General features: G+C 71.1%; 19 protein-coding genes. 7 read left to right on the top strand and 12 right to left on the bottom strand.

All coding sequences use genetic code 11. From position 1 onward, the window contains the following. Window positions 1-30: 30 nt before the first annotated feature. Window positions 31-918, bottom strand: coding sequence for an intradiol ring-cleavage dioxygenase (locus ACLZN2_RS08910; RefSeq protein ID WP_416978079.1), 888 nt, complete (start codon window positions 916-918; stop codon window positions 31-33). A gap of 247 nt (window positions 919-1,165) precedes the next feature. Continuing rightward, entirely contained in the window at window positions 1,166-2,929 is a 1,764-nt protein-coding gene (gene aspS, locus ACLZN2_RS08905) for an aspartate--tRNA ligase (RefSeq protein WP_416977829.1), read from the bottom strand. 179 nt (window positions 2,930-3,108) lie between these two features. Here aspS and ACLZN2_RS08900 point away from each other — a divergent pair, with 179 nt between their 5' ends. Next, window positions 3,109-5,262 (top strand): SpoIIE family protein phosphatase, encoded by a 2,154-nt coding sequence (locus tag ACLZN2_RS08900; protein ID WP_416977828.1) that lies wholly within the window; start codon window positions 3,109-3,111, stop codon window positions 5,260-5,262. Here ACLZN2_RS08900 and ACLZN2_RS08895 read toward each other — a convergent pair. Then, on the bottom strand, window positions 5,232-6,278 hold the full coding sequence (locus tag ACLZN2_RS08895; protein WP_416977827.1) for an AI-2E family transporter: 1,047 nt from the start codon (window positions 6,276-6,278) through the stop codon (window positions 5,232-5,234). The two genes, ACLZN2_RS08900 and ACLZN2_RS08895, sit on opposite strands and share 31 nt — an antisense overlap. Before the next feature lie 255 nt (window positions 6,279-6,533). On the opposite strand from ACLZN2_RS08895, the gene ACLZN2_RS08890 reads away from it, so the two are divergent. From ACLZN2_RS08890 to ACLZN2_RS08880, 3 genes are read left to right on the top strand one after another with little or no spacing between them, the layout of a single operon-like run. Then, window positions 6,534-7,115 (top strand): DUF4956 domain-containing protein, encoded by a 582-nt coding sequence (locus ACLZN2_RS08890; protein WP_416977826.1) that lies wholly within the window; start codon window positions 6,534-6,536, stop codon window positions 7,113-7,115. Next, window positions 7,112-7,912, top strand: a complete 801-nt coding sequence (locus tag ACLZN2_RS08885) for a VTC domain-containing protein (protein WP_416977825.1) — start codon at window positions 7,112-7,114, stop codon at window positions 7,910-7,912. The genes ACLZN2_RS08890 and ACLZN2_RS08885 overlap by 4 nt, the downstream gene beginning before the upstream one ends. Beyond that, window positions 7,909-9,753, top strand: a complete 1,845-nt coding sequence (locus ACLZN2_RS08880) for a carbohydrate-binding domain-containing protein (RefSeq protein WP_416977824.1) — start codon at window positions 7,909-7,911, stop codon at window positions 9,751-9,753. The genes ACLZN2_RS08885 and ACLZN2_RS08880 overlap by 4 nt, the downstream gene beginning before the upstream one ends. Window positions 9,754-9,834: 81 nt before the next feature. Here the strand turns inward: ACLZN2_RS08880 and ACLZN2_RS08875 are convergent, their stop codons facing one another. Next, window positions 9,835-12,300: an FG-GAP-like repeat-containing protein gene (locus ACLZN2_RS08875; protein ID WP_416977823.1), complete on the bottom strand. Its 2,466-nt coding sequence runs from the start codon at window positions 12,298-12,300 to the stop codon at window positions 9,835-9,837. Between the two features lie 194 nt (window positions 12,301-12,494). Here ACLZN2_RS08875 and ACLZN2_RS08870 point away from each other — a divergent pair, with 194 nt between their 5' ends. Next, a complete protein-coding gene (locus ACLZN2_RS08870; protein WP_416977822.1) occupies window positions 12,495-13,838 on the top strand; it encodes a pectate lyase family protein in 1,344 nt (447 codons plus the stop codon). A gap of 73 nt (window positions 13,839-13,911) precedes the next feature. Here the strand turns inward: ACLZN2_RS08870 and ACLZN2_RS08865 are convergent, their stop codons facing one another. The 5 genes from ACLZN2_RS08865 to ACLZN2_RS08845 all read right to left on the bottom strand — a co-directional run bounded on the left by ACLZN2_RS08865 (window position 13,912) and on the right by ACLZN2_RS08845 (window position 19,016). Further along, entirely contained in the window at window positions 13,912-14,295 is a 384-nt protein-coding gene (locus ACLZN2_RS08865) for a PH domain-containing protein (protein ID WP_416977821.1), read from the bottom strand. A gap of 55 nt (window positions 14,296-14,350) precedes the next feature. Further along, window positions 14,351-14,761 carry a PIN domain nuclease gene (locus ACLZN2_RS08860; RefSeq protein ID WP_416977820.1) on the bottom strand — a complete coding sequence of 137 codons (411 nt, stop codon included), beginning with the start codon at window positions 14,759-14,761 and terminating at the stop codon, window positions 14,351-14,353. Then, window positions 14,758-14,976 (bottom strand): type II toxin-antitoxin system VapB family antitoxin, encoded by a 219-nt coding sequence (locus ACLZN2_RS08855; RefSeq protein WP_149823560.1) that lies wholly within the window; start codon window positions 14,974-14,976, stop codon window positions 14,758-14,760. The genes ACLZN2_RS08860 and ACLZN2_RS08855 overlap by 4 nt, the downstream gene beginning before the upstream one ends. A gap of 123 nt (window positions 14,977-15,099) precedes the next feature. After that, window positions 15,100-16,833 (bottom strand): methionine--tRNA ligase, encoded by a 1,734-nt coding sequence (metG, locus tag ACLZN2_RS08850; protein WP_416977819.1) that lies wholly within the window; start codon window positions 16,831-16,833, stop codon window positions 15,100-15,102. Window positions 16,834-16,997: 164 nt separating this feature from the next. Next, window positions 16,998-19,016, bottom strand: a complete 2,019-nt coding sequence (locus ACLZN2_RS08845) for a VWA domain-containing protein (RefSeq protein ID WP_416977818.1) — start codon at window positions 19,014-19,016, stop codon at window positions 16,998-17,000. Between the two features lie 313 nt (window positions 19,017-19,329). Between ACLZN2_RS08845 and ACLZN2_RS08840 the strand changes: the two genes are divergently transcribed. Then, window positions 19,330-21,390 (top strand): PhoX family protein, encoded by a 2,061-nt coding sequence (locus ACLZN2_RS08840; protein ID WP_416977817.1) that lies wholly within the window; start codon window positions 19,330-19,332, stop codon window positions 21,388-21,390. A 149-nt stretch (window positions 21,391-21,539) separates the two neighbouring features. Here the strand turns inward: ACLZN2_RS08840 and ACLZN2_RS08835 are convergent, their stop codons facing one another. From ACLZN2_RS08835 to ACLZN2_RS08825, 3 genes are read right to left on the bottom strand one after another with little or no spacing between them, the layout of a single operon-like run. Continuing rightward, the gene (locus ACLZN2_RS08835) at window positions 21,540-23,489 is read right to left on the bottom strand and encodes an FUSC family protein (protein WP_416977816.1); all 1,950 of its coding nucleotides are present in this window, start codon (window positions 23,487-23,489) and stop codon (window positions 21,540-21,542) included. A gap of 32 nt (window positions 23,490-23,521) precedes the next feature. Beyond that, window positions 23,522-24,472, bottom strand: a complete 951-nt coding sequence (locus ACLZN2_RS08830) for an endonuclease/exonuclease/phosphatase family protein (RefSeq protein ID WP_416977815.1) — start codon at window positions 24,470-24,472, stop codon at window positions 23,522-23,524. A gap of 16 nt (window positions 24,473-24,488) precedes the next feature. Continuing rightward, entirely contained in the window at window positions 24,489-24,836 is a 348-nt protein-coding gene (locus ACLZN2_RS08825; protein WP_416977814.1) for a hypothetical protein, read from the bottom strand. A gap of 147 nt (window positions 24,837-24,983) precedes the next feature. Between ACLZN2_RS08825 and ACLZN2_RS08820 the strand changes: the two genes are divergently transcribed. Next, window positions 24,984-25,382, top strand: coding sequence for a hypothetical protein (locus ACLZN2_RS08820; RefSeq protein WP_416977813.1), 399 nt, complete (start codon window positions 24,984-24,986; stop codon window positions 25,380-25,382). The last annotated feature ends 73 nt before the right edge of the window (window positions 25,383-25,455 follow it).

Genomic DNA, 25,455 nt, shown 5'->3' with positions numbered 1-25,455 from the left:
GGAAATCGACCTACCGGGCCGGTACTCGGATCAGCTGGTGCCGTCGTTCGTCGCGTCGGGGTCGACCCCGACGGTGATCGAGGCCGTCACGCCCTTGGCGATGTCGTTCTTGTTGTACTTCAGCTTGAGCAGGCCGCCCGCCGTGCCGCTCTGGTCGTAGATGGTGTCCTCGGTGAGCAGGGTGCGGGTGGTGGTGCTCGTCGAGTACGGCTCGACCTCCTCCGTCAGGAGCACGGTCTCCTCGTCGAAGAAGAACTGGCCGGTGTGGCAGGCGTGCCCGCCCTCGTAGCCGGCGTCGGTCCACTCGCCGTCCACGTGGACCTTGGTGTGGATGTGGACGCAGCGGCCCTGGTACCAGCCGGGGAAGATCGTCGTGAAGGTGACACAGCCCTTCTTGTTCGTCTTCGCGGTGCCGCGCAGGTAGCGGGTGTCGCTGGTGGGCTCCTCGTGGCCGCCGCCACCGCCGCCGGACGGGGGCTCACCGGTGGGCGTGCCGGTCGGGACGTCCGTGGGGGTGCCGGAGGGTGCGTCGGTGGGGGCGGTGCCGCCGCCCTCGGAGAAGCTCTCGTAGCCCGAGTAGTAGCCGAGCGCGTCGCAGTGCCAGATGTCCACGGCCGCGTTCGCCACCGGCTTGCAGGTCTCGGAGTCGATCACCTTGAGCTTGAGGGTCAGGGGGATGCCCTCCTTGTCCTCGGTGATGTCCGTGCGGAGCTTGTCCGCGTCGATGTAGTACGGCCCCTCGGTGGTCTCCGAGGTGAGCTTGTAGCAGACCTCCGCCGTGCTCGACGCGGAGGCTGAGGCGGACTCGGACGCCGCGTCCGTCGCCTCATCGGCGGAGGCGGTCATGGCGAGCGCCCCGGCCGCGCCGACGCCGACCACGGCCGCGCCGCCCGCGACGACGACCTTACGGCGCGTCATGTTCCGCTTGTGCGCGGGACCTTCGGGCCTGTTGTCGGTCTGGTTCTCGGGCAGGTTCTCTTCGGTGTTTCCCGTCATGCCCCGGACGGTAGGTAAGAAGGCTGTTCCTACCCTCGGTGACGACTGTGGGTTCCTGAGAAACCTGAAGTCTTCGGCCACCGACCGGCGACCGACCGGCCACCGACCGGCCACCGAAACGGAAAAGGGGCGGGAAACCGACCTCGGTTCCCGCCCCTTTTCAGCCACGCTACTTCGGCTGCGGCTTGCGCACCGTCAGGTGCAGCTCCTTCAGCCGGGCCTCCTCCAGCTCCGTCGGCGCGCCCATCATCAGGTCCTGGGCGTTGCCGTTGAGCGGGAACGCGATCGTCTCGCGGATGTTCGGCTCGTCCGCGAGGAGCATGACGATGCGGTCCACGCCGGGGGCGATACCGCCGTGCGGCGGGGCGCCGAAGCGGAACGCGCGCAGCATGCCCGCGAACTTCTCCTCGACGGTCTCCCGGTCGTAACCGGCGATCTCGAACGCCTTGAGCATGATCTCCGGCTCGTGGTTCCGGATCGCGCCGGAGGACAGCTCGACGCCGTTGCAGACGATGTCGTACTGCCAGCCCAGGATGTCCAGCGGGTCCTGGGTCTCCAGTGCCTCGAGGCCACCCTGCGGCATGGAGAACGGGTTGTGCGAGAAGTCGATCGCGCCGGTGTCCTCGTCCTTCTCGTACATCGGGAAGTCGACGATCCAGCAGAAGCGGAAGACGCCCTCCTCGAAGTGGCCGGCCCGCTTGGCGGCCTCGACGCGCACCGCGCCCATGATCTTCGAGACCTCGTCGAACTCGCCCGCGCCGAAGAAGATCGCGTGACCGGCGGCGAGCGACAGCCGCTTGGTCAGCTCGGCGACGTTCTCCTCGGTGAGGAACTTCGCGATCGGGCCGGTGAGCGAGCCGTCCTCGCCGACGCGCACCCAGGCCAGGCCCTTCGCGCCCTGCGAGATCGCGTACTCGCCGAGCTGATCGAAGAACTTGCGGGGCTGGGCGGAGACGTCCGGCACCGGAAGCGCGCGTACGTGCTTGCCGGCGAAGGCCTTGAACTCGGAGCCCTCGAAGACGTCGGTGATGTCGACGAGCTCCAGCTGGGCCCGCAGGTCCGGCTTGTCGGAGCCGTACTTCAGCATCGCCTCGCGGAAGGGGATGCGCGGGAAGGGCGAGGTGACGTGCCGGCCGCCGCCGAACTCCTCGAACAGCTCGGTCATCAGCTGCTCGATCGGGCGGAAGACGTCCTCCTGCTCGACGAAGCTCATCTCGACGTCGAGCTGGTAGAACTCGCCCGGCGAACGGTCCGCGCGCGCGTCCTCGTCACGGAAGCAGGGCGCGATCTGGAAGTAGCGGTCGAAGCCGGAGATCATCAGCAGCTGCTTGAACTGCTGCGGCGCCTGCGGCAGCGCGTAGAACTTGCCCGGGTTGAGGCGGGAGGGGACCACGAAGTCACGGGCGCCCTCGGGGGAGGTCGCCGACAGGATCGGGGTCGCCATCTCGTTGAAGCCCAGCGCCGTCATCTTGTGACGGATCGCCGAGATGACCGCCGTACGCAGCATGATGTTGCGGTGCATGCGCTCGCGGCGCAGGTCCAGGAAGCGGTACTCCAGGCGCCGCTCCTCGTTCACCCCGTCCTCGGTGTTGATCGTGAAGGGCAGCGGGGCGGCGGCGCCGAGCAGCTCGACCTCGCCGACCTCGACCTCGATCTCACCGGTGGGCAGGTCCGCGTTCACGTTCTCGGCGCCGCGCGAGACGACCTTGCCGTCGACGCGGACCGTCGACTCCTTGCTGACCTTGTCCAGGGCCTCGTACGCGGCCGTGCCCGGACGGGCGACGAGCTGCGTGATGCCGTAGTGGTCGCGCAGATCGATGAAGAGGATGCCGCCCAGGTCGCGCCGATTGTGCAGCCAGCCACTCAGCCGGACGTCGGTGCCGACGTCAGTGGAGCGGAGCTCGCCGCAGGTGTGGGACCTGTACCGATGCATCGTCGTTCATCCAGCCTTCGCGGATAGGGGGCACGTGGGGCACGTTTCACGTGAAACAAACCCCAGGGTACCGGGCAGCCCAAGATCGCCTCCCCTCAATAGCGTCGGTGATGATCACCCTCGGGTTGCGAACCGCTCATCGGTGGCACCTTTCGACGCCGTCTTCTTAGAGTGGGGCAATGCGCGCTGGCGAGCCTCTGCCCGCCGTGGGGGAGGTTCTCGCCTCCCTCGCGACCGGCCTGTGGCACTGGAGTACGGCCACCGGGCAGGTCACGGTCGACGCCGAGGCCGCCCGGCTGCTCGGGCTGCCCGCCGAGGGGACGGTCCTCAGCGAGGCACAGACCCGGGCCCGGCTGCACCCCGTCGACTGGAACGAGATCACCGGGGTGGTGCAGCTCGCCGTCGCCGAGGGCACCCTCGCCGAGGTCCGCATCCGGATCATGGACGAGCAGGGCCGGATCATCCGCGTGGTCCGCAGCCGCTCCAAGCCGTCCTTCGACCCCGAGGAGCGGGCCTACGAGCTGATCGGCACCCTCCAGGAGGTCACCGAGCCCCGCCCGGGCACCCCCGCCGGACGCACCGCCGTCACCGGTGACTGGCGGCGCTCACGGGAGGCGTTCCTGCTGGACGCGGGCCGGGCGCTGGCGGAGGCGCGGTCCACGGAGGAGGTGCTGCGGGTGGCGGCGGGCCTGGCGATGCCGGGGTTCTCTCCGGACGGGCTCGCCGTCTTCGGGGTCGACGGCGACCGGCTGACGATCATCGGCCACCACGGGCAGCTGCCCGGCGACGAGGGCCCCTTCACCCATATGTCCGTGGACACGGACTATCCGGCCGCCGAGGTCGTCCGCACCGGCCGGGCCGTCTATCTCTCCTCGCCCGGCCAGTACAAGGAGCGCTACCCCCTCACCTGGCCGCTCGCCGCGCACTTCGGCCGGGAGTCCTGGGCGTTCGTGCCGCTGACCGTCGCCGGGCGGACCATGGGCGCCTGGATGGCCGCCTTCACGCACCCCGTGGCCTTCACCCCCGACGAGCGGTCCGTCCTCACCACCGTCGCCCGCATGCTTGCCCAGGCCCTCACCCGCGCGGGCGCCGCCGAGACGCAGCGCGAGCTGACCGACGGCCTCCAGCGCTCCATGCTGCCCACGCTCGGCCCCGAGATACCGGGGATGACCCTCGCCGCCCGCTACATACCGACCGGCGGCGGCCTCCAGGTCGGCGGCGACTGGTACGACATGATCCCGCTGCCTGGGGGCACCTCCCGGACGGAGTCCGGGGGAGGGAGGTTCGCGCTGGTCATCGGGGACGTCCAGGGGCACGACGTGCGTGCCGCCGGGCTCATGGGCCAGCTCCGGATCGCCCTGCGCGCCTACGCCGCCGAGGGCCACCGCCCCGACGCCGTCCTCTCCCGCGCCTCCGGCTTCCTGCACGGCATCAACCAGGCCGAGAACGACACCGACCTGCGCTTCGCGACCTGCCTGTACATCGAGGTCGACCCGGTGACCGGCGTGCTGGAGACGGCCCGGGCCGGGCATCTCGATCCGGCGGTGCGGATGGCCGACGGCACGGTCATGGTCCGCGCCACCGCCGGCGGTCTCCCCCTCGGTATCGACCCCGCCGCCGACTACCCCACCACCCGGCTCGTCCTGGAGCCCGGCGAGGCGCTCATGCTCTGCACTGACGGTCTGCTGGAGACCGGCGGTCACGACCTCGACACCGGCTGGAGCCGCGTCCGCGCGATCCTGGAGGGCCACGAGGGAAACCTGGAGGAACTGGCCGACGCTCTCGTCCAGGCCGTGCACGGCCCGTCCTCCCACCACACCCCCGGCCCGCTCGCCGACCGCCGCGGCGACGACATCGCCGTCCTCCTCCTCTCCCGGCACGGCGCGGACGGGGGCTGCGGTCCGGCCGCCGCCCCCGTCCGCACCCCGGTCCGCCGCACCATGCTGACCGTCGCCCAGGCCGAGCCCGAACGCATCGCGGTCGGCCGCCAGCAGCTGCGCGAGCTGCTCCACGACTGGCCGAGCGACGACCAGATCGACTCCGCGGTCCTGCTCCTCTCCGAGACCCTGACCAACGTCCTCGTCCACACCGACGCCGACGCCCTCCTGGTCGCCGAGGTCACCGGCACCCCCGGCGAACGCCGTATCCGTGTCGAGGTCACCGACTCCGGCGACGACCTCCCCCACCGCCGCCACCCCGGCGAACTTGCCTCCTCCGGCCGCGGCCTGGTCCTCATCGAACTCCTCGCGGACACCTGGGGGGTGGCCCCGCGCGGCGAGGGCAAGACGATCTGGTTCGAGCTCTACGAGGCCGACGGCCCCGGCGTGCCGTAACGCGTCCGCAGTTCGCTCAGCACCCCGAACCCCGCCGCCGTCAGCGGTACGGCGAGAAGCATGCCGAGGATGCCGGCCACCGAGGCGCCGGCGGTGATGGCGAGCATGACGGCGGCGGGGTGCATCTGGACGGTGCGGCTCTGGATGGCGGGCTGCAGGACATGGCCCTCCAGGACCTGCACGGCGAGGACGACCCCCAGCGCCCACAGAGCGATGACGACACCCCGGTCGGCGAGCGCGACGAGGACGGCGACCGCGCCCGAGATGAAGGCGCCCAGGTAGGGGATGTAGGCGCCGACGAAGACGAGGGCGCCGAGGCCCGGGGCGCCCGGGACGTCCAGGATCAGCAGACCGACCGTGATGCACAGGGCGTCGATGAGCGCGATCAGGGTGGTCCCCCGCATGAAGCCCTCCACGGCCGCGAAGGCCCGCCGGCTCATCGCCTCCAGGGTGTCCCCGGTACCACCCGGGGCCACCGAGCGCAGGGCGTCCGCGGCCCGGTGCGAGTCGCGCAGGAAGAAGAAGACCAGCAGCAGCGCGAGGACGGCCATGGCGATGGACTCGCCCACGACACTCACCCCGCTGATCACATTGGAGGCCGCCGTCCCGCCGAACTTCGACAGCAGGTCCCCGGAGTTCGAGGCGAGGTCGTCCAGCGAGGTCCCGGCCGCCCCGAAGCGGTCGGCGAGGCTCTCCGCCGCGTTCTTCAGGGAGGCGACGATCTGGTCCCCGTTGTCGATCAGCGCGGCGACCACCACGTACACCGCGCCGCCGACGACCGCGACGACGGCCACACAGGTCAGCCCCGCCGCCATCGACCGCGGCATCCGCGCCTTCACCAGCCGCTTGTACAGCGGCCTGAGCAGCGCGGTCCCGAGCAGCGCGAGCAGCACCGGGGTGACGGCCGTACGGAACGTCGCGCACAGCCGGATCCCGACGTACGCCACGCCCGCGACGAGCAGGATCACCGCACACCAGGCGGCGAGCCGGCGGACGGGCACGGGGAGCAGCTGCACACGTCCAGCGGAGCACGGCCCGGCCGGGTTGTCCTGCGCGGACTACCCGGCCGGGTGACGTGCCGTCACTCGGGCGCCGGGATCCCTCAGGACGGGGAGGCCATGCGTGGACGAGCGAGTGGACTCCGTCGCCGGGGCTTTTCCCGCGCTTTGTCGGCGGGTTCCCCGTTCTTTCCCCGTTCTTTCCCCGTACTTCTCAAAGTCGCTTAAGGAATCACCAAGGGAGTTCACAGGCGGCTGTCCGATCGTCGGGGCATGGGCACCCAATCGCTCCTCGTCGCCACGGACCTGGCCGCCATCACCGTGCTGGCCTTCGCCGTGTACTTCCCCCGCCATCACCGCCGGGACCTGGTCACCGCGTTCCTCGGGATCAACGTCGGGGTGCTCGCCGTCGCGATGACGCTGAGTCAGGCCGCGGTGGGGATCGGCCTCGGCATGGGCCTGTTCGGCGTGCTGTCGATCATCCGCCTGCGGTCGTACGAGATCGCCCAGCACGAGATCGCCTACTACTTCGCGGCCCTCGCGATCGGCCTGCTCAACGGCATCCCCGAGGAGACGTCCGGGCTCCCGGTCGCGCTGACCGCGCTGCTCGTCGGCACGCTGTACGTCGCCGACCACCCCCGCCTCTTCGCCCGGCACCGCACCCGCAGCCTGCGCCTGGACTCCGCGCACACCGACGAGGCCGCCCTGCGCGCCCACCTGGAGATGCTGCTCGGCGGGCGGGTGGTGAACCTGTCGGTCAAGGGCGTCGACCTCGTCAACGACACCACCCAGGTCGAGGTCCGCTACGTCGTCGACAGCGAGGTGCCCGCGCCGCGCGCCAAGGTCCCGGCATGACCGCCCTCGACTCCCTCGGCGCGGCCGTCGGCACCCTTCGCCCGGTCGGACTCGACGAACTCGTGGCCCGCGCCGAGCTGTTGACCCGCGTCGACCGCAAGTACGTGCTGCCGCTCGCCGACCTGCCCTTCCTGCTCGGCGGACTCGGCGGGCTTGGCGCGGACGTACGGGTCCTGGAGATCGACGGCGGACGGGACTTCGGCTACCGCTCGCTCTACCACGACACCCCGCGCCTCGACGCCTACCTGGGCGCCGCCCGCTCCCGCCGGCGCCGCTTCAAGCTCCGCGTCCGCAGCTACCTCGACTCGGAGCTGGACTTCCTGGAGGTCAAGACGCGGGGCCCGCGCGGCACCACGGTCAAACAGCGGATCCCGTACGACGGTGACGACCGCCTTCTCGACCCGGCCGGCCGCGCCTTCGTGGACGCCGTCCTCACCGGCGCCCGCATCGACCCGCGGGACCTGCGTTTCCGGCCCGCGCTGACGACGACGTACCGCCGCACGACCCTGCTGCTGCCCGGCGACGGCAGCCGGATGACGGTGGACACCGGGCTGGTCTGGGCGCTGCCCGACGGGTCGCGGGTGCTGTCCGCCGGGGACCGGGCCGTCGTCGAGACGAAGGCAGGACGGGCCGGGTCCGGCGCCGACCGGCTGCTGTGGTCGCTGGGCCACCGGCCCTGCACGGTCTCCAAGTACGGCACCGGCCTCGCCGCCCTGCGCCCCGAACTGCCCGCCCACCGCTGGCTGCCGGTCCTGCGCCGGCACTTCCCCACCGCACTCGACGGGAGCCCCGCATGAGCATCGGAACCACGGTACGGCGCAGGCTCGCCGCCGCCCTCACCGGCGTCGCCCTGGCCGCGGCGGCCCTGACCGGCTGTTCCTCGGACGCGACGCAGGAGACGGCCGACAGCTCGGCGTCGGCCAGTGCGGGGACCGCCGTGGAGGGCGCGCAGAGCGCCGCCACGGTCCTCGCCGCCGACAAGAAGGCCCATGATGCCGACCTCGGCGAGGACACCTCGGACGCCGTGGAGATCACGCTCGACGGGGACTCCGCCACCGTGAAGGGCGAGGGGGCCACCGTGAAGGGGGCGACCGTCACCATCACCGCCGGCGGCACCTACCGGATCTCCGGCACCCTCACCGACGGGCAGATCGTCGTCGACGCGCCCGACGCGACCGTACGGCTCGTGCTCGACGGGGCGAAGATCTCCAGCTCCACCGGGGCGGCCCTCGCGGCCACCGACGTGGACGCGCTGGTCGTCGTCCTCGCCGACGGCAGCGCCAACTCCCTCTCCGACGCCAAGTCCTACGCCGAGGACGCCGAGGTGAACGCCGCCCTGTTCAGCGCCGGTGACCTGACCGTCGGGGGCGGCGGCACGCTCACCGTGCAGGGGAACGGCAACGACGGCATCGTGAGCAAGGACGGGCTGGTCCTCGCCTCCGGGACGGTACGGGTCACCGCCGCCGACGACGGAGTGCGGGGCAAGGACTACCTGGTCGTCCAGGACGGCGAGCTGACCGTCGACGCGGGCGGCGACGGGCTGAAGTCCGACAACGAGGACGACGAGGACTCCGGGTACGTGTCGGTGACGGGCGGCACCGTCGACGTCACCGCGCAGGGCGACGGCGTCGCCGCGGCCACCGACCTCGTCGTCACGGGCAGCCGGCTGACCGTCGGCAGCGGCGGCGGAAGCGGCTCGGAGCCGGCCGAGGACACCTCCGCGAAGGGGCTGAAGGCCGGGGTCATCACCGTCCTGGAGGGCGGCACGGTCGCCGTCGACTCCGCCGACGACGCGGTGCACAGCGACGGCGCGGTCCACTTCGCCGGAGCCACCGTGACCGCCGCGAGCGGGGACGACGGGGTGCACGCGGAGGGCGACCTCGTCATCGACGACGGCACGGTGAAGGTCACCAAGGCGGAGGAGGGCCTGGAGGGCAAGGACATCACTGTGGCCGGCGGCTCGGTGTCGATCGTCGCGAGCGACGACGGCATCAACGCCAGCGGAAGCAGCGCGAGTTCCGAAGGAGGCGGGGGCGGGCCCGGCGGCGGACCCGGTGGCGGCGGCGGTGGTGAGAGCGTCGGCGACTACAAGCTGACCGTCTCCGGCGGCACCCTCGTCGTCGACTCCGAGGGCGACGGCCTCGACTCCAACGGCACCGCCGAGATCACCGGCGGCACGATCGTCGTCAACGGCCCCCAGCAGGGCGGCAACGGCGCCCTCGACGTCAACGGCACCTTCACCGTCAGCGGCGGCACGCTGCTCGCGGCGGGCAGCGCGGGCATGGCCGTCGCCCCCGACGAGGACTCCGACCAGGGCTGGCTGTCGGCCACCCTCGACTCCTCCGTCCCGGCGGGTACGACCCTGCACGTCGTCGACGCCGACGGCAAGGTCGTCGCCACGTACGTCACGGCCAAGCAGATCCAGAACGTCGTCTACTCGTCGTCCGCGATCAAGTCCGGTGAGTCCTACCGGATCTACTCGGGCGGCTCGACCTCCGCCACCGACGGCACGGGCGGCCTCTACACCCGCTCCGGCACGCTCGGCTCGGCCGAGGAGATCGCCACGGTCACGGCGGGGGACGCGCCGGAGGGCGGCGGCGGCTTCGGCGGCGGCGGGCCGGGCGGGGGCCGCGGCTGACCGGCCGACCATTGGTGATCGAGTCTCAGCGACACGCCGCGTACACGGCGTGTCGCTGAGACCGAGCGCACACTTTGCTCGTCAGAACAGGCCCTTGGCGCGGTTGAAGCCGGTGCCGATCTTGACGCGGGTGCCGTACGAACCCTTGCCGTCGCCCGACTGGCGGTAGAGGTTGCCGGAGGTGTCGCGGGCGATCAGGTCGCTCTTGCCGTCGGCGGTGATGTCGCCGACGCCGATCACCACGTTGTAGGAGCCGCCCCAGCGACTGGCGATCTTGACACGGCCGGCGAAGGTGCCGTTGCCCTTGCCGTAGTAGCGGTACAGGTTGTTGGAGGTGTCCTGGGCGATCAGGTCGCCGATGCCGTCGCCGTTGAGGTCCCCGGCGCCGACGACCTTCTTGTACGTCTTCCAGTTGGCGTACAGCTTCACGCGCGCGGAGAGGGTGCCGGTGCTGGTGCCCTTGTAGAGGTAGACCGCGCCGGTGGAGGCGTTGCGGGCGATCAGGTCGGGGCGGCCGTCCTTGGTGACGTCACCGGGGTGGGTCAGGACGTCGTACTGCTTCCAGCCGGTCCTGGAGACCGTCTTGTACGGCGTACCGGCGGCCGACGGCTCGTTGCCGCAGCCCGGCCGGTAGGCGCGCAGGGCGTCGCCGACGCGGACGAGGAAGTCGTTGCAGCGGTCGCCGCTGAGGTCGCCGAACGGCACCGCCTTGATGCTCGTCGACCAGCCGCCGCCGATCTCGCCCCCCGTCAGAGCGCCGCGGCCGGTGCCCAGGAGCCACTGGAGCCTGCCCGAGGTGTCGAGGTGGAGCAGGTCGCCGAAGCCGTCGGAGACGATGTCGACGCCGCCGCCGAAGTCGCGGAAGGCCGGGCTGCCGCCGGCCACCGCGATGGTGCCGGTCCCGAGCGTCGACGGGGTGCCGGAGCCGTACTGGACGGCCTTCAGCGTCCAGGTGAGCCTGCCGTTGACGGTGATCGCGCCGGTGGTGGTGCGGCCGTTCCAGACCGGGGCGACCGTGGTGGCGGAGCCGGGGTTGCCGGTGAGGGTGCGGACGGTCCGCCCCGCGGTGTCCTTGAGTGTGAGCGTCCAGGAGGCGACGGCGGAGTTGGTGGTCCAGGAAGGCTTCCAGGCGGCGCTGGAGGAGGTGGTGCCGTTCAGGAACACCCTCTCCGGGACCGTGCTGTCCGTCACCTTGAGGGTGGGCCAGGCCATGGTGGAGGCCAGCACCTCTGTGTCGTACGCGTTGCTGTACGACGCCCCCCAGACCGCGGTGGCGGAGCCGACGGCGTCCGCCGCGATCTCGACGTGCACCGACCGTCCGCCGCCCACCCGGCGCGCGGACGTCCACTCTCCGCCGGTCAGGGTGGACTCCCACACGGACTGGTGCTGCTGGTCGGCGTCGAGCTCGGGCCACAGCACATGGACCGAGCCGTCGGGGGCGATGACCGCGTCCGACGTGTACTGGGCGTCACCGGAGGACAGCGTTTTGGACGCCGACCAGGTGCCGCCGGTGCTGTCGAAGGTCGTGGTCCGTACGTCGTTCGCGCCCGTGGCGCGGTCGGTCCAGACGAGGGTGACATCGCCGTCGGGCCCGACCAGCGGCTCCGGAACCTCGGCGGGGTCGCCGACGGCGGTCGCGGCGGTCCGCGGTTCGCCCCACGCGGAGGCCGCGTCGGCGCGCCGCATGATCTGGAAGGTGCCGTTCGCGTCCTGCCACACCAGGTGCACCGAGCCGTCCGGGGCGGAGGCCAGCGCGGGAACGTCGGTGCCCGCGGTGATCTCCTGCGGGGTCGGCCAGCTGTAGGTGTCGAACGGCCTGGTGTTGGTCATCACCCGGTAGTACTGGGTGTTCACGGCCATCCAGTACGAGACGACGAGCCCGCCCTGTCCGTCGTAGGCGATCTGCGGGTGTCCGACGGTCCCGTAGCCGGAGACACCCGCGTAGGTGGCGGCGTTGCTCACCTGCGCCGGGGTGGACCAGGTGCCGTCCCCGGCCAGGGTGGCGGCGTACGCCTCGCTCCGGCCGGTCCGCCACACGCGCTGGACCCACACGGCGGCGAGCGTCCCGCCCGGCCCCACGGCGAGGTCGGGGGAGTCGAAGTCCGTGCTCTGGTCCGAGGCGATCACCGTGGGCTGCGACCAGGCGGACTGTCCGGCGCCCAGGGTGGCGGAGGCGATGTGGTCGGTCGTGGTCCACACCGCGGCGACCGATCCGTCCGGCCGGGCCGCGAGGCGCGCCTCGCTGACCACCTCGGAGGCCAGGACCCGGGTGGTCCACGTCTCGCTGTTCGCGGGGCGCGTACCCCAGTGGAGGACGCCGGTCGTGTACTGGGTCCAGACGGCCACGGCGGTGCCGTTGTTGGTGATGACGACGTCCTGGACCTCGGACTTGTAGCCGTGCAGCGACACCGGGCTGCTCCACGGCGGCTGCACGGTCGCCGCGGCGGCCGGTACGGCCGGGAGCGTGCTGCCCGCGAGGGCGAGCGAGACGGTGACGAGTGCGGTGGCCGCGGCGCGACGGCGCGACGGCAGCGCTGATCTGCCCATGTGTGTGGATTCCCCTCCCCGTAGGGGCCGTTCGCCCCCCGATGAGGACTTTAGGCGGCTCGTGAGCGAATCGTGAAGGCGTTTGATCAAGTGGTGCGGGGGGTGCGGAAAAATTTCTTCACCCGGCGGCAACTCTTCACGGACCGGCGACCACTGACAGGGCGTAAACCCGCTCCTCCCCGTAAGGAACCCCCGTGGCAGTTGCTTCCCACCGCCGGTCCCTCCGCACCCGTCGCACCCTCGTCGTCTCCGCCGCCGTCGTCGCGGCCGGTGTCGGCGCCGGTGCGATCGTGATGAGCGCGAACGCCGGCACCGTGGACCTGTACCACCAGACGCTCGCCGCGAAGGACGGCTGGGCCTCCTCGGGCACGGGCACCACCGGTGGCACCAAGGCCGACGCCGCGCACACCTTCACCGTCTCCACCCGCGCCGAGCTCGTGAAGGCGCTGGGCTCCGCGTCCGACACCACCCCCCGGATCGTCAAGATCAAGGGCACCATCGACGCCAACACCAACGACGCGGGCAAGAAGCTGACCTGCGCCGACTACGCGTCCGGCACCGGCTACTCGCTGTCCGCCTACCTGAAGGCGTACGACCCGGCCACCTACGGCCGGTCGAAGCTCCCCTCGGGCACGCAGGAGAAGGCCCGCGCGGCCGCCCAGACCAAGCAGGCGAAGAACATCGTCTTCAGGGTGCCCGCCAACACCACGATCGTGGGCGTGCCCGGCACCAACGCCGGCCTCACCGGCGCCATGCTCCAGATCCAGAACGTGGACAACGTCATCGTCCGCAACCTGGCCTTCTCCGCCACCGAGGACTGCTTCCCGCAGTGGGACCCGACCGACGGCGACGACGGCAACTGGAACTCCAACTACGACTCGGTGACCCTGCGCGGCGCCACCCACGTCTGGGCCGACCACAACACCTTCACCGACGCGCCCCACTTCGACAACGTCAACCCGAAGTACTACGGCCGCGAGTACCAGATCCACGACGGCGCCCTCGACATCACCAAGAGCTCGGACCTCGTGACCGTCTCGCGCAACGTGTTCAACTGCCACGACAAGACCATGCTGATCGGCAGCAGCGACAGCGAGCCCAGCGGCAAGCTGCGGGTCTCCATCCACCACAACGTGTGGAAGGGCATCGTCCAGCGCGCCCCGCTGACCCGTGTCGGCCAGGTCCACATCTACAACAACTACTACGACGTCGCGGCCCTCAACGGCTACACGGTGCAGTACAGCATCAACTCCCGCGCCAAGGCCCAGGTCGTCGCCGAGAACAACTACTGGAAGGTCCCGTCGAGTGTGAAGGTCGCCAAGCTGCTGAGCGGCGACGGCACCGGCGCGGTCAAGGGCTCCGGCAACCTCGTCAACGGCACGGTGACCGACCTCGTCGCCGCCTACAACGCCGCGTCCTCCAAGGACCTCAAGACCTCGGTCAACTGGACCCCCACCCTGACCTCGGGCCTGGAGTCCTCCGCGAAGGACCTCCCGACGTCCCTGTCGACGACGACGGGCGCGGGCGTCCTGAAGTAACCCACCGAACGCGCGAGGGCCGGGAACCACGAGCCCCCGGCCCTCGCGTTCGCCTTGCCGCAGCCTACGTGGCCTACTTGGCGACGAACTGCGTGAGGATCGCCTGCACCTCGTAGATGTCCACACCCTTGGTGAAGGTCTTCTCGATCGGCACGGACGTGCCCGAGACCCAGATCTTCAGCTCGGCGTCGAGATCGAAGGTGCCGGCGGTCTCGACCGCGATGGGGGTCCCCCTCTGGGGGAGCGTGATGCTGCGGTAGGGGATGGAGCGGTACTCCACCTTCTTGCCGGTGATCCCCTGCTTGTCGACCAGGATCAGCCGACGGTCGGTGAACAGGATCGTGTCGCGGATCAGCAGATACGCGGCATGCACCCGCTCCCCCTGGCCCAGCAGCCGCGCGTAGTCCTGCTGGGCCGCACCCGCGTCGATCGTGTGCGCGTTCCCGAACAGCGCCATGAAGCCCCCCACCCGTCAGCCGATGTCGTAACCGAGGACGCGGGCGGGGGCCTGGTCAGTCGGTTGCCGGCTGTACTCGGATCATCGACAGGCCGACCCTGACCTTTGCGATGGCGGCGAAGTCGTCGTCCACGTGCAGCAAGGTCAGGCGGTGGTGCTCAGCTGTGAGCGCGATCAGGATGTCGATGGGCGAAGGGCCGCGATGATGTCCGACACTCACCAGATCCCTTTGTACGGCGATGATCTTCGGCCACGGGTCGTCGAGTGCTGGAACCCAGCCGAAGGTATGGCCGAGCATGGTGAAGAATGGTTCGTAGTCGCGGTCGGCGCGAAGACCAGGCATCAGCTCGGCCTCGACCGGCGGGCAGATGGCGACGAGACCACGCGCCACGCGGTCAGGCCAGGGCGCACCGATCTGGCCGCGCAGCAGCCGCCAGACGGCGGATGTGTCAGCGAGGTAGGTCACAGACCGGAACGCTCCCGTTCTTCGAGGACGTCGAAGTCGAGGAACGCGTCGGCGTTCTCCTGAAGCCAGCGCAGGGCTCGCGCCCGGTCGTCCGCGCTGATCGCTGCCGCTATGGTCAGCGCGCGGTTGATGGTGTCCCGCTTGGTCTTGGTGCCGAGCTGCTGCTGGGCGAAGGCCAGCATGTCGTCGTCGATGTCGACCAGGGTCCTGGACATGTGACCTCCCGGGAGGGCTCAGTTGATATATTGCGAATGACAATATATCAACCAACGCCTCGCGGGGCCCGGGAGGAATCCCGGGCCCCTTCTCGTTGCGTGCGTCGCGTTGTGCGGGTCGCCTTACGCGGTCGGCTCGCCGCCGAAGCGCTCCTTGTAGGCGGCCAGGTCGTCGTCCGTGAGCTTGGCGAAGAGGACCGGGGGGACCGTGAAGGGGGTGCCGGCGGGGACGGAGGTGAGGGCCTTCGCCTCGTCCGCGGTGACCCAGACCGCACGCTTTTGATCAGGCACAGTGTCGGTGAGGGAGAAGGCCTCGCGCATGGTCTTCGCCGTCGTCGGGATGAAGGGCTCCGACACCACCGAGTAGAGGTGGATCAGGTTCATCGCGGTGCGGAGGGTGAGGGCCGCGCCCTCCTGGTCGGTCTTGATCTGCAGCCAGGGGGCCTTCTCCTCCAGGTAGGAGTTGCCCGCGGACCACAGGGCGCGCAGGGCGGCGGCCGCCTTGCGGAACTGGAGGGCCTCCAGCTGGGTCTCGTACTCGGCGAGGAGCTCGGCGATCTGCTCGCCCAGCCGCGTCTCCGCCTCGCCGGGGGCGCTGCCCGCCGGGACCTCGTCGCCGAACCGCTTCTTCGAGAAGGACAGGACGCGGTTGACGAAGTTGCCCAGGGTGTCGGCCAGGTCCTTGTTGACCGTGGCCGTGAAGTGCTCCCAGGTGAAGGACGAGTCGTCCGACTCGGGGGCGTTGGCGATGAGGAAGTAGCGCCAGTAGTCGGCCGGGAGGATGTCCAGGGCCTGGTCGGTGAAGACGCCGCGCTTCTGCGAGGTGGAGAACTTGCCGCCGTAGTACGTCAGCCAGTTGAAGGCCTTGACGTAGTCGACCTTCTTCCACGGCTCGCGCACGCCCAGCTCGGTGGCCGGGAACATCACGGTGTGGAAGGGGACGTTGTCCTTGGCCATGAACTCCGTGTAGCGGACGCTCGCATCCGCTTCGTACCACCAGGACTTCCAGTCCCGGTTCTGCGGGTCGAGGTCCGACCACTCCTTCGTCGCGCCGATGTACTCGATCGGCGCGTCGAACCAGACGTAGAAGACCTTGCCCTCGGCGGCCAGCTCCGGCCAGGTGTCGGCCGGGACCGGGACGCCCCAGTCCAGGTCGCGGGTGATGGCGCGGTCGTGCAGCCCCTCGTTCAGCCACTTGCGGGCGATGGAGGAGGCCAGCTGCGGCCAGTCGCCCTCGTGGGCCGACACCCATGCCTCGACCTCGTGCTGGAGCTTGGACTGGAGGAGGAAGAGGTGCTTGGTCTCGCGGACCTCCAGGTCCGTGGAGCCGGAGATGGCGCTGCGCGGGTTGATCAGGTCCGTCGGGTCCAGGACGCGGGTGCAGTTCTCGCACTGGTCGCCGCGGGCCTTGTCGTAGCCGCAGTGGGGGCAGGTGCCCTCGACATAGCGGTCCGGGAGGAAACGGCCGTCGGCGGGGCTGTAGACCTGGCGGATCGCCCGCTCCTCGATGAAGCCGTTCTCGTTGAGGCGGCGGGCGAAGTGCTGGGTGATCTCCACGTTCTGCGGGCTGGAGCTGCGGCCGAAGTAGTCGAACGCCAGCGCGAAGCCGTCGTAGACCGCCTTCTGCGCGTCGTGCGCCTGCGCGCAGAAGTCCGCGACGGGGATGCCCTGCTCCTTCGCGGCCAGCTCGGCGGGGGTGCCGTGCTCGTCCGTGGCGCAGATGTACAGGACGTCGTGGCCGCGCTGGCGGAGGTACCGGGAGTACACGTCCGCCGGGAGCATGGACCCCACCATGTTGCCCAGGTGCTTGATTCCGTTGATGTACGGAAGGGCGCTGGTGATGAGGTGTCGAGCCATCGGGGGCTGCTCCCAGGTCGGATCTGCTGGTGGTTTTACGAACCTTGAAATCGTAGCCGACATGTGTATGCCGCCCGCTTCCCGTTTTACGGGGTGAGAAGCGGGCGGCATGTGGAGTGGTGCGGTGCGGGGCCGTGCGGGGTTACGGGGTTACGGGGGTGGTGTTACGGGCGCCAGTCGATGAGGACGCCGTCGTAGAGCTCCGCGTCCGTGAGCTCCAGGGGGGTCGGGCCCGCGTGGAAGAAGGCCGTGTTCTCGGTCTTCAGCTTGCGGAGGTAGTCGAAGGCCTTGTTGTCGTGCTCACCGAAGGCGACGAAGGAGAAGAACACGGAGGGGTGGCTCTTCGCGGCGTCGGTGAGGGACTGGGTGGCCGGGGTCTTGGCGTCCGGGGCGCCGTCGGTCTGGAAGACGACCAGGGCGGGGGCGGCGGGGGCGTCCGGGGAGTCCGGGGAGTCCGGGGTGGCGTTCTCGTCGTAGTGGGCGAGTACGGCCGCCACGGCGGCGTGGTAGCTCGTACGGCCCATCCGGCCGAGGCCCGCGTGCGCCTCGTCGACGGCGTTCTCGGGGGAGGCGGGGGTGAGGTCCGTGGTGCCGTCGAGTTCGGTCGAGAAGAAGACGACGTGGACGGAGGGGGCCTCGGGGGCGAGGTGGGTGGCGAGGGCCAGGGTCTGGTCGGCGAGGGCCTGGGCGGAGCCGTCCTTGTAGTACGGGCGCATGCTCGCGGAGCGGTCGAGGACGAGGTAGACCTTCGCGCGGGCGGTGGTGAGGCCGGCCTTGGCGAGGGCGAGCGCGGCGGCGTCGTTGGCCACTGGGGCTTGGGCGGTGGGCTCGGCTTCGCCTTCGCCTTCCGTGTTCCCACCCGCACCACCCGTGCGGCTTTCGTCGTCGGCTGCGGGTGGCCCCTGCGGGGCGCCTTCGCCGTCGGCGTCCGCGGCGCCGTTCGCCTCCGGCACGGCGGCAGCGGCGGCGACCGCGAGTGCGGGCTCGGCCTCGGGCGTCTCAGGGGCGGTGACTGCCTCGGGCTCCGCCTCGGGAGCGTTGGTGGTGGCCTCGGGCTGGGCGTCGGCCTCGACGACAGCCTCGGCCTGGGCCTCCGGCTCCGCCGGGGCTGTTTCGGCCTCCGCGGGGGCTTCGGCCGTGGGCTCCGTCTCCGTTTCGGCGGCGGCTTCGGCCGACGCCTCCGCCTCCGCCTCCGGCGCCTCGGCGGCAGCCTCGTCGTCCGCTTCAGGCGCCTCCTCTGTCGCCCTCTCCGGTGCGGTGTCCGCGGCGGTCTCGGTGTCCGCCGATTCCACCGCCGTCTCGGCCACCGGCTCCGGCTCCTCCTCGGTCGCCTCGGCGGCGTCCGCTTCCGGCGCCTCTTCGGTGATCGTCTCCGGTGCGGTGTCCGCGGCGGTCTCGGTGTCCGTCGGCTCCACCGCCGTCTCGGCCACCGGCTCCTCGCCCGTGGTCGTGTCCTCGGTGTCAGCCTTCGCCGCCGTCTCGGCCTCGGGCTCGGGCTCGTCCTCCGCCTTCGGCTCCTCCGGGGCAGCCTCCTCCACGGGGGCCTGCTCGGTCGTCGGCTCCTCCGACTCCGGCTCCACCTCGGACAGGGCCCCGGCCTCAGCCTCGGTCTCGCCCTCGACCTCAGCCTCGACCTCGACCTCGACCTCAACCTCGGCCTCAGCCGACGGCTTCGCCTCGACCTCGGGCTTGTCCTCGACCTTGGCCTCAGCCTCGGCCTCGGCCGACGGCTTCGCCTCGACCTCGGGCTTGTCCTCGACCTTGGCCTCGACCTTGGCCTCAGCCCCAGCCTCAGCCGCCGTCTCGGCCTCGACCTCGGGCTTGTCCTCGGCCTTGGCCTCAGCCCCGGCCTCAGCGGACGGTTCCGCCTCAGCCTCAGCCTCAGCCCCGGCCTCCGTCGGGGCGGTCTCCGTGTCCGGCTCCGCGGAGCGGCTCGGCTTCGGGACCGAGACGTTGTCGAAGGCCGCCGAGACGAGTTCGTGTTCCGAGTCGGTCGCCGGGCGCGGCTCGGGGATCTGGGGGATCGCCGGGGCGGTCGTGGACGCCGGTTGGCTGTCCTGCCGCGCCTCCTCCCGCGAAGAAGCCGGTTCCTGCGAGGGAACCAGTTCCGCACCCTCCGCCTCGGCGGTACGCCCCTTGCGTGAGCGGCCGAATGCGTTCCGAAGGCGAGTGAGAATGCCCATGCGCGCAACCCTTCGCGTGAGTTCAAGCCCGTCAATCCCTGGCCAGGACGGACACGTAAGGTTAGCGGCCCGAAGTGGCGATCTTGGGCAGGGGTGAGTGAGGGGCAGGAGGGTGTGTCAACACCGCCTCCCGGCCATCCGCCGGCCGCGCCCACACCTTCTCCCGAGTCCGCGTCGTCAGTATGCCTCGGCCGGTCCCAACTCCCTTGACGACACCGGGGATTCACCACCCGTTCACTTCATTGCCGCGCCTGCGCACATACGTGCCCCTACCGTCACGCTCACACCATGGGCACGCAAGGGGAGAGTTAAGGTGCGCAAGCTTCTGCCGTTGATCGGAACGCCGAACCAGTCCCACCCCGGCGGACGATCCGCCATGACCTGCCGTTTCCGCTGTGGTGACGCCTGTTTCCACGAGGTGCCCAACACCAGCGCCAACGAATACGTCGGTGACGTCATCGCCCGGGCCCTGAGCCGTCGCGGCATGATGCGCGCCGCCGCCGTCGTGACCGTCGCCGCCACGGCGGGCGTGTCCGGCGCGCTGCCGGCCGCGGCCGCCGCGCCCGCGCAGGCGGAGAAGAAGAAACCGGCCACCGGCGCCCGCGGCCTCCGCTTCACGCCGGTCCCGCCGAACACCGCCGACGCCGTCACCGTCCCCGACGGCTACCGGCAGAACGTCGTGATCCGCTGGGGCGAGCCCATCCTGCGCGGCGCCCCGGCCTTCGACCCGGAGAACCAGACCGCCGCCGCCCAGGCCGGTCAGTTCGGCTACAACAACGACTTCCTCGCGCTGCTGCCCCTCCCGGGCGAGCACCGCCGCCAGCTCCTCGTCGCGAACCACGAGTACACGGACGAAGTGCTCATGTTCCGCGGGTACGACGCCGCCAACCCGACCCGCCAGCAGGTCGAGGTCGCCTGGGCCGCGCACGGCCTCGCCACCGTCGTCGTGGAGGAGGACCGCAGGACCGGCGCGCTCACCGCCGTACCCCGGCACCCGCTGAACCGGCGCGTCACCGCCACCACCGAGTTCCGGCTCACCGGGCCCGCCGCCGGGTCCGACCTGCTCAAGACCTCCGCCGACCCGACCGGCACCAAGGTCCTCGGCACGCTCAACAACTGCTCCGGCGGTACCACCCCGTGGGGCACGACCCTGCACGGCGAGGAGAACTTCAACCAGTACTTCGCCAACTCCTCCCGCACCACCGACAAGCGGTACGGCATCGGCACCGGCGCCACCGAGCGCAAGTGGGAGAGGTTCGACAAGCGGTTCGACGTCGCCCAGGAGCCGAACGAGGTGCACCGCTTCGGGTACGTCGTCGAGCTCGACCCGTACGACCCGACGTCCACGCCCCGCAAGCACACCGCCCTCGGCCGCTTCAAGCACGAGGCCGCGACCGTGCGGCTCACCGAGGACGGGCGGCCGGTCGTGTACTCCGGTGACGACGAGCGCTTCGACTACTTCTACAAGTTCGTCGGCACCAAGCGTATGAAGAAGGGGTCGAGCCGGGCGGTGCGCGAGCACAACCTCTCGCTGCTCGACGAGGGGACCCTGTACGTCGCCAAGCTCACCGGCGACTCCCCGGCGATCGAGATCGACGGCACGGGCAAGCTGCCGTCCGACGGCGAGTTCGACGGCAGCGGTGAGTGGATCCCGCTGGCCACCGCCACCGCCAAGGGCGCCGTCTCGCACGTCGAGGGCATGAGCGCGGAGGAGGTCTTCGTCTTCACCCGCCTCGCCGGTGACAAGGTCGGCGCGACGAAGATGGACCGGCCCGAGGACATCCAGCCCTCGCCGGTCTCCGGCAAGGTGTACGTCGCCCTCACCAACAACAGCAACCGCGGCAAGACCGGCTACGCGGCCGCCGACGAGGCCAACCCGCGCAACAGCAACAAGCACGGGCACATCCTCGAGCTGACCGAGCGCTGGAACCGGCCGGAGAGCAAGACCTTCGCCTGGTCGCTGTTCCTCGTCGCCGGTGACCCGGACGACGCGTCCACGTACTTCGCCGGGTTCCCCAAGGACGACGTCAGCCCGATCTCGTGCCCGGACAACGTGGCCTTCGACCCGCACGGCAACCTGTGGATCTCCACCGACGGCAACCAGCTCGGCTCGCACGACGGTCTGTTCGGCGTGGCCACGCGTGGGTCGCGGCGCGGTGAGCTGAAGCAGTTCCTGACGGTGCCGACGGGTGCGGAGACCTGTGGTCCCGTTATTCAGGACCGGCGTGTTCTGGTTGCCGTGCAGCATCCGGGTGAGCTTGATGGTGCGTCTGTCGAGAACCCGCTGAGCGCCTGGCCCGACGGGGCCGGGAAGATCGTCCGGCCGGCGGTCGTGGCGGTGTGGCGCGCGGACGGCTGCGACGTCGGGGTCTAGGCGCCCGGGGTTCGTGCCGGGCGGGGGTGGGTGTTGCCTGCCCGCGCTTGCGGGGTGCCGCTGCGCCCACCCGTGCCGCCCCAGCGGCACGACTGCCCGCAGCTGGGCCGGGGCGGCGGTACGACTGCCCGCAGCTGGGCCGGGGCGGCCTAAGTTTGTGGTGAGGTGATGGCGCGGGCTGTGGCTACCTCGTGGCGGAGGGGGTCCAGGACGCTGCCGGGTGGGCCTGTGAGGTCGGTGCGGACGGGGTAGAGGACCTCCGTGTCGCGGAGGCCCTCGGCGAGTTCCCGTAGCTGGAGGGTGACCTGGGCCAGTTCCGGCCCGGACGGCGGTTCGGCTCCGTGTCGTACACGGACCCGGGCCGCCGTCGTCGCGTCCACGATGCGTTCCACCGCCACCACGAGCGGCCACCAGGCGGCGGCCCGGCTGCCCGTCGGCGGTGGCTCGGTCAGCGCCCGCTGGAACTCCGTACGGATGACGGACAGGTCGCGGTACAGCCGGCGGCGCATCCGGGCGCGGGCGGCCGGGTCGACGTCCGGCCCGAAGGCCGCCTCCACATAGCGGGCGGTGTCCGCGACCGCGTCGGCCAGCCTGTCGCCGACCCGGGTGTGCCAGCTCTCGGGCCAGAGGAGGTAGCCCGCGACCAGGGCGATGGCGCAGCCGATCAGCGAGTCGACCAGGCGGGGCAGCAGCAGGCCGGTGCCCTGGTGGTTGAGGATGTCCGACAGGAGCAGGATCACCGGCGTGATCGCCGCCGTCTGATAGCCGTAGCCCCGTGGGGTGAGGGCGGGGATGAGCGGCGCCAGGACCAGCATCACCGGTACGTCCCACCAGCCGCGGGGCACCTGGGAGAGGACGGCGGCTGCCACCACCAGGCCGGCGACCGTGCCGAGCGCCCGCAGCAGCGCCCGGGAGAACACCGAGCCGAAGTCGGGCTTGAGGACGAACGTGATGGTCAGGGCCACCCAGTAGGAGCGGGCGACCGGGACGGTCGAGACGAGGACCTGGGCGAGGCCGATGCACAGGGCGAGCCGCAGGCCGTAGCGCCAGGAGGCGGCGGAGAGGGCGACATCGCGGGCCGCACGGGCGGCACGCGTCCCGAGGCGCGCCGGGCGGCCGAGCCGGTCGTCCTGCGACCCGCGCTGGTCGATGTCGGGCGCGGTCACCACCTCGGCGGCGTGCCGCAGCGCGTGGTCGACGGCGCGCCCGGTCTCCGAGCCGGGGGCGGGGAGCGTGAGGGCGAGCGGCCCGGTGAAGCCGGTCTCGATCGCCCGTGCCAGGTGGTGCACGGCCTCCGGGACCTCCGGCGGCAGCGGCCTGCCGTACAGATGGGCCGCCGGGGCCGCCTCCACCACCGGGGTGATGGCGTTCAACTGGGCGATCAGCCGGGCCAGTTCGGGGCTGCGGCCGTGGTGCCGGGCGCGCCGGGCGAGGACGAGGTCGTACGACTGGTTCAGCGACTGGGTGACGGTGTGGCGGGCGTCGTCGTACGCGTCCGGGACCTCGCTGCCGCAGGCGGCCAGCAGATCGGCGACCGTGCGGTAGGTGGCCGCGACGGCGGTGCGTTCCGGTACCCCGGAGCGCAGCGGCCAGGCCAGCAGGGCGAGCAGGAGGACGAGCAGCCCGCCGCCGGTCACGAGTAGCGGCGCCAGCCACCACGCGCCGGGCATCGGCAGCCCCGCCCCCACGACGGAGTTGAGGAGCAGCAGCAGCCCGGACACGGACGCCACCGCGCCGATCGTCGAGATCATCCCGGAGACCAGCGCCACGCCGGTGACGACGGCGACCGCCGGCCACCCCTGCCCGTACACGGCCGCGCCGAGGGTGATGCCGACGGCGCCGAACAGCTGGGGGACCGCGATGTTGAGGATCCGCATGCGGTAGGCGTCGGCGGTGTCGCCGATGACCCCCGACAGGGCGCCCATCGAGGCGAGGGCCCCGTACGCCGGCTGCCCGACCGCCAGACCGATCACCAGGGGGAGCGTCATCGCGACGGCGGCGCGGGCCATGGCGGGCCGGTTGACGGGGGCCTGCTGGGGCCGAAGGTTCCGCACCAGCCAGTCGGGAGGCGTGAGGCCGATGGGGAACTCGCGGGACATGCGCTCATTATGGGCACCGCCGCCCGCGCCGATCAGGGCTGGTGAAGGGTGAGATGCACGACCAGCGCGCGATGGTCGGTGCCGTCGAGACGCAGGAAGCGGGCGCGGCTCGCGGAGAACTCCTCCGACACCAGCACATGGTCGATCTGTGTGCCGAAGACGGGTGTCGTCCGGCTCGGCCAGCTGGGCTCCCGTGCCGCCCCGGCCAGCCGGGCCGCGTCCCGCAGCCCGGTGTCGAGGATGCGGCGGAAGGCGGCGTGGTCCTGGGAGGCGTTGAAGTCCCCGGCGAGCACGAGCGGCCCGCCGTCCTTCCGCGCACCGGCGGCGAAGTCCCGCAGCCGCCCCAGCTCCCGCTTCCACAACGGGACCTGCTCGGGCAGCGGCGGCTTGGGATGCGCGAGCTGCAGCCGTACGGGATGTCCGGCCACGTCGGCCACGGCCCCCGGCATCCCCATGCTCCCGGCCACCCCCTCGGCAGCCGTGAGCCGGAACCGGCTCAGAATCACCGACCCGACCGAACCCTCCCCCGCCACGGCCGCCCGGTACGGATACTCACCCCCCAGCTCCTTCCGCACCGCCGCCTGACATCCGTACTCGCACTCCTCGACGAACACGATGTCCGGCTGCTCCCGCCGCACCACCGGGATCAGTGCGCCGGTCGCCCACCCGAACTCGACGTTGGAGGTGAGCACCCGCACCTCGGCGACGGCCCGCCCGCCGGGCTCGCCCCCGTCCCCGTACGGCCGCAGAAACCAGGCGACCAGCCCGAGCGCCACGACCCCCCACACCACCCCCGTCCACCACCGCGCGACCAGCGCCACCGCGACCCCGGCCCCCGCGGGCACGAGCAGCCACGGCAGAAACGCCAGCAGTTGCGGTACGGGGGTGACGGCGTCGGTGTCGAGGACCCGGCACCCCACGACCGCACTCACCCCGGCGAGCACCACCCCCGCACACCAGACCGCCAGGACCCGCCACCTCACCCCACGAGGGCCTGCGTCACCGGAACTCGCGGACGACCTCGATGCGCCCGACGATGTGCGCGTTGAACTCATCCAGCTCCTCCGCCGGCACCCACAGCTCCAGGATCGTCTCTCCCCCGGCCTGACGCACCGGATACCTCCGCAGGAACTCCGAGTCGACCTCGAACCGCGTGACGTATCCGACGCCGGAGGCGGGCACGTTCCAGTCCCGGGCGATCCGCACCGCGTAGTCCTCGTTGAGCACCGGATAGAAGATCGGCTGCTCGGGCAGGCGCGGCGGCCACGCGGCCCACCCGGAGGCCTCCACGAGCGCCAGCTCCTCGGGGCCGGTGGGGCGCCAGAGGGTGGTGGTCTTCTTGGTCATGGAGTGACCGTAGAGGTCAGTGTGTCTTGCCGGCCACAGGGTTGAGGCCCGTTCTTCGCATGCCGAATCGGCCGTCCGGTCCGCGATTTTGCCTGTCCGATGGAAAACACCAGGCCTTCCACATCTCGTCGATGTCATCCTGTGCCGGTGGACGTATCCCTCCCAGAGCAACTCGGCACAACCGGACGGGAATCCTGCGCCGCTGTGCAGTCGATGGTCCGGAAGAGGCGCCCCTTCGCGCTTCCCGACCAGACCAGGGCACAGCAGGAAGTCGGCTTTGTGCCGGTGACGCGAATGCAGTGGACATCGGTTTTGAAGGACGCCGACCTTCCCGGGTGGCAGCGGAAGACCGACGCAGTGATCACAAAGATCCTGGGCTTCCGCACCGCTTCGGGCGGCAAGGTCGGAAGTGATCTCCCTGATCTGTTGCGGCAGCTCCATGAGAGCGCTGTCGCTGTGGCCTCCGCCGCAACTGAGAGGGCGGTATGTGACGTAGTGCCGCGTTTGTTGTCGCTGGAACGTGTGGCACAGGCGTATCGGGGCTGATCGGGGAGTCCTGCCGTGCTGGAGTGTTCCTCGTGAGCGACCGCCAGCCCTACAAGAGCGACTTGTCCGACGA

It is taken from the genome of Streptomyces sp. T028, from assembly GCF_048159505.1.
GTDB lineage: Bacteria > Actinomycetota > Actinomycetes > Streptomycetales > Streptomycetaceae > Streptomyces.
The sequence above is the reverse complement of the archived record's forward strand: the minus strand, read 5'-3'. Positions and strand labels throughout refer to the sequence as shown.

What these genes read in the sequence shown, in the direction of transcription:
- ACLZN2_RS08910 (WP_416978079.1), bottom strand. Translation starts at nt 918, where the DNA reads ATGACGCGCCGTAAGGTCGTCGTCGCGGGCGGCGCGGCCGTGGTCGGC.
- aspS (WP_416977829.1), bottom strand. Translation starts at nt 2,929, where the DNA reads ATGCATCGGTACAGGTCCCACACCTGCGGCGAGCTCCGCTCCACTGAC.
- ACLZN2_RS08900 (WP_416977828.1), top strand. Translation starts at nt 3,109, where the DNA reads ATGCGCGCTGGCGAGCCTCTGCCCGCCGTGGGGGAGGTTCTCGCCTCC.
- ACLZN2_RS08890 (WP_416977826.1), top strand. Translation starts at nt 6,534, where the DNA reads ATGGGCACCCAATCGCTCCTCGTCGCCACGGACCTGGCCGCCATCACC.
- ACLZN2_RS08885 (WP_416977825.1), top strand. Translation starts at nt 7,112, where the DNA reads ATGACCGCCCTCGACTCCCTCGGCGCGGCCGTCGGCACCCTTCGCCCG.
- ACLZN2_RS08880 (WP_416977824.1), top strand. Translation starts at nt 7,909, where the DNA reads ATGAGCATCGGAACCACGGTACGGCGCAGGCTCGCCGCCGCCCTCACC.
- ACLZN2_RS08875 (WP_416977823.1), bottom strand. Translation starts at nt 12,300, where the DNA reads ATGGGCAGATCAGCGCTGCCGTCGCGCCGTCGCGCCGCGGCCACCGCA.
- ACLZN2_RS08865 (WP_416977821.1), bottom strand. Translation starts at nt 14,295, where the DNA reads ATGGCGCTGTTCGGGAACGCGCACACGATCGACGCGGGTGCGGCCCAG.
- ACLZN2_RS08855 (WP_149823560.1), bottom strand. Translation starts at nt 14,976, where the DNA reads ATGTCCAGGACCCTGGTCGACATCGACGACGACATGCTGGCCTTCGCC.
- metG (WP_416977819.1), bottom strand. Translation starts at nt 16,833, where the DNA reads ATGGCTCGACACCTCATCACCAGCGCCCTTCCGTACATCAACGGAATC.
- ACLZN2_RS08845 (WP_416977818.1), bottom strand. Translation starts at nt 19,016, where the DNA reads ATGGGCATTCTCACTCGCCTTCGGAACGCATTCGGCCGCTCACGCAAG.
- ACLZN2_RS08835 (WP_416977816.1), bottom strand. Translation starts at nt 23,489, where the DNA reads ATGTCCCGCGAGTTCCCCATCGGCCTCACGCCTCCCGACTGGCTGGTG.
- ACLZN2_RS08825 (WP_416977814.1), bottom strand. Translation starts at nt 24,836, where the DNA reads ATGACCAAGAAGACCACCACCCTCTGGCGCCCCACCGGCCCCGAGGAG.